This window comes from Intestinibacter sp., from assembly GCF_051866655.1.
Classification (GTDB): Bacteria; Bacillota; Clostridia; order Peptostreptococcales; family Peptostreptococcaceae; genus Intestinibacter.
Genome location: NZ_JBJDXL010000374.1, coordinates 1 through 3,189, shown reverse-complemented (window position 1 = coordinate 3,189; position 3,189 = coordinate 1). Strand labels below are relative to the sequence as shown.

The 3,189-nt window shown below is 28.1% G+C and carries 3 protein-coding genes; 1 reads left to right on the top strand and 2 read right to left on the bottom strand.

The window, feature by feature from the left end; all coding sequences use genetic code 11:
• Together megL and ACI3VO_RS11105 are read right to left on the bottom strand one after the other, a co-directional pair.
• A partial coding sequence (gene megL, locus ACI3VO_RS11110; RefSeq protein WP_439757981.1) for a methionine gamma-lyase occupies window positions 1-1,088 on the bottom strand: 1,088 nt, incomplete at its 3' end.
• A 463-nt stretch (window positions 1,089-1,551) separates the two neighbouring features.
• Entirely contained in the window at window positions 1,552-2,469 is a 918-nt protein-coding gene (locus tag ACI3VO_RS11105; protein WP_439757980.1) for a LysR family transcriptional regulator, read from the bottom strand.
• 143 nt (window positions 2,470-2,612) lie between these two features.
• Between ACI3VO_RS11105 and ACI3VO_RS11100 the strand changes: the two genes are divergently transcribed.
• A partial coding sequence (locus ACI3VO_RS11100; protein ID WP_439757979.1) for a DUF5685 family protein occupies window positions 2,613-3,189 on the top strand: 577 nt, incomplete at its 3' end.

Sequence of the window (3,189 nt, the reverse complement as noted above, 5' to 3'; positions counted from 1 at the left end):
GCAGCTCTTTCTTCTGGAGTACAAGGAGAGTGAGTCATTGATGCAGGATGTTCGATTAATGTTTCAGCATCTCCTAAGCTTACTGCTAATGTGCAAAGTTCTAGACTGTTCATTAATTTAATGCCGCCTTCAATTCCGCCTTTAACTTCAAATGACATCATTGCTCCTGGAAGAGACATTTGTTTTTTAGCTAAATCGTATTGTGGGAAGTTCTTTAATCCTGGATAAGCTATAGATTCTACAGCAGGATGATTTTCTAGGAATTCTGCTACTTTCACAGCATTTTCACAGTGTTTTTCCATTCTTATTGAAAGAGTTTTAAGTCCTCTGTTGATTAAGAATGCATCATTAGGGCTAAGTACAGAACCTGTGAAGTCCTTTATACCTTCCATTCGTACTTGATTTATAAATTCGTTGCTACCAACTACGAAACCAGCGATAACATCTCCATGACCATTTAAGTATTTAGTTGCAGAATGTAAAACAACATCAGCACCTAATTCAATTGGTCTTTGTATATATGGAGAACAGAAAGTATTGTCCACCATAACGATTCTGCCTTCTTTTTCATGTGCTATTTTAGATATAGCTTCTATATCACAGATTTTTAGAGTTGGGTTAGCTGGTGATTCTAAGTAAACAACTCTAGTATTATCTTTGATTTTAGATTTTACTAAGTCTAAATCAGTGAAATCAACAAAATCAACTTCTATTCCAAATTTAATTAATCCACTACTAAGTAATGATTGAGTACATCCATAAAGTGTGTCACAAGCTAATACATGATCTCCTGATTTTAAAGCTGTCCATAATGCAGCAGATATGGCACCCATTCCAGATGCAGTAGAGACACAGGCTTCTGCACTTTCTAGAGCAGCTACTTTTTTTTCTAAACTTTCATTAGTTGGATTACTTAATCTCGAATATATGTATCCTTCTTCTTCTCCTGCAAATCTTCTTCCACCTTGTTCTGCAGTATCAAACATGAATGTAGATGTTTGATATATTGGTAATGCTAGAGCACCAGCAGCGTTTTTATGGTGTCCTGCGTGAATTGATGTAGTTGAAAATCCTTGTTTTTTGTTCATTATTAAATCCCCCTTATTTTTTAAAACTTTTTAAAATGAATATTTGTTAAATTAAAATTACATAATTTATGTTTAAAAGAATTTCTAAGTAATTATATTTTAGAAATCAAAGACATATTACTAAATAATTAAAAATTTAAAAATTAGTATAGAATATTTAATTGATTAGTAATATGTAATTCCGAATTCTTAATGTAATTATACTTTTATATTAGTTGATATAGGTATTACTAAAAAAATATAGCTTGATATAGCTTTTAGCTATTATAAATTATTAAATAAATATAAATATATAAAATATATAAAAAAATAAAAATATTATATTGAATAGATATGAAATTTTGATTTTATAAATTACATTTTAAAAATATATTTTTTGTTATAATTACAAATAAATTATTAAATATAAAAAAATCTATATAATTTAGAAGAATTAAGCCTAAATTACATAGATTTTTTTTATTTACTCATTATTAAAAAAGCTTTTTAGTATTTCTAAATATAGTTGACCTAGATATGATAGAGTTATATCCTTATGTATGACTATTCCAATATTTATGACTTCATCTACATCGAGCGGAATAGATATAATATTTCTTCCGTTTAAAAAATATGAAGGATATATACCTGAAGATATTGTATATCCATTTAGTCCGACCATGAAGTCGAATACAGTTGCTCTGTCACTGAGCTTTATACTTTTTTTAATGCTTCTAGTGCTGAGTATTTCCTCTGAAAAATAAAAGGAGCTATATACTCCCTGCTCAAATGAAAGACAAGGATACTCATCTAGATCTTCTAGAGAAACTAAATTTTTATTTGCTAGGGGATGATTTTCATTTATAAATATATGTGGCTTTGCTTCTACTAAAGATACGAATTTTAAGCTGCTTTCATGAATAAGCTTTTGAAGTACAGTTTTGTTGTAATTGCTTAAATATATAATTCCGAGCTCACTGCGAAGAGTTTTTACATCCTCTATAATTTCAAATGTTTTAGCCTCTCTTATAGTAAATTCGTACTGATCTCCACTAAATTTTTGTATTAAGGATATAAAAGCATTTATAGCAAATCCATAGTGCTGAGTCGATATACAAAAATGCTGTTTTGAGGATTTATTTCCTATGTATTTTTCTTCTAGCATTTCATATTGCTGTATAACCTGTCTAGCATATCCTATAAATTCATAACCGTCGTTTGTAAGAGTCATACCTCTGTTAGTTCTGACAAAAATAGTTATTTTTAATTCCTGCTCAAGATCCTTTATAGAATTGGATAAACTGGGCTGAGAGATAAGTAAGCTTTTAGCTGCTTCATTTATAGAACCTTTATCAGCTACAGCTAATACATATTTTAATTGTTGTAGAGTAATAACAATCACCAACCTTTATTAAATATAAAAATACCTTATATTGTAAATTATAATATAAAATAGAGAATTTCTTAATATATTGTAATAAATAAAAATATTATAAGATGATATACTTATTAATAAGAAAATATATATTTTAAAGGTGAATATCAATGTTTGGATATATAAGAATAAACAAAATGGATTTGACTTTTAGAGAATTTGATTATTACAAAGGATATTACTGTGGTTTATGCAAATATCTAAAGGAAAATCACGGCGAAATTTCTAGGCTTTCATTAAATTACGACATCACATTTTTAATATTAATTCTCAGCGCTCTTTATAAGGTAAAGTCAACTATTACAGAGGAAAGATGTATAGCAAATCCATTAAAGAAAAAAATGAGAATAGTAAATGAAATTACAGAATATGCAGCTAGCATGAATATACTTTTATCGTATTACAAATTGGAAGATAATTTATACGACGATAAAGGTGTAAAGGATAAATTGGCGTATAATCTTTATAAGACAAAATTAAAGCGAGCATACGAAAAATACCCTGAAAAGGCAGAATATATAAAAGGTCAATTAGAAGCCTTAAGAAAATTAGAACGCGAAAAGTCAAAGAGTATAGATAGAGTATCTAATACATTTGGAAATTTAATGGGTGAAATTTTCGTATTAAAGCACGATCAATACGAAGAAAATTTAAGAATGATAGGCTTTAATTTAGGTAAGTATATTT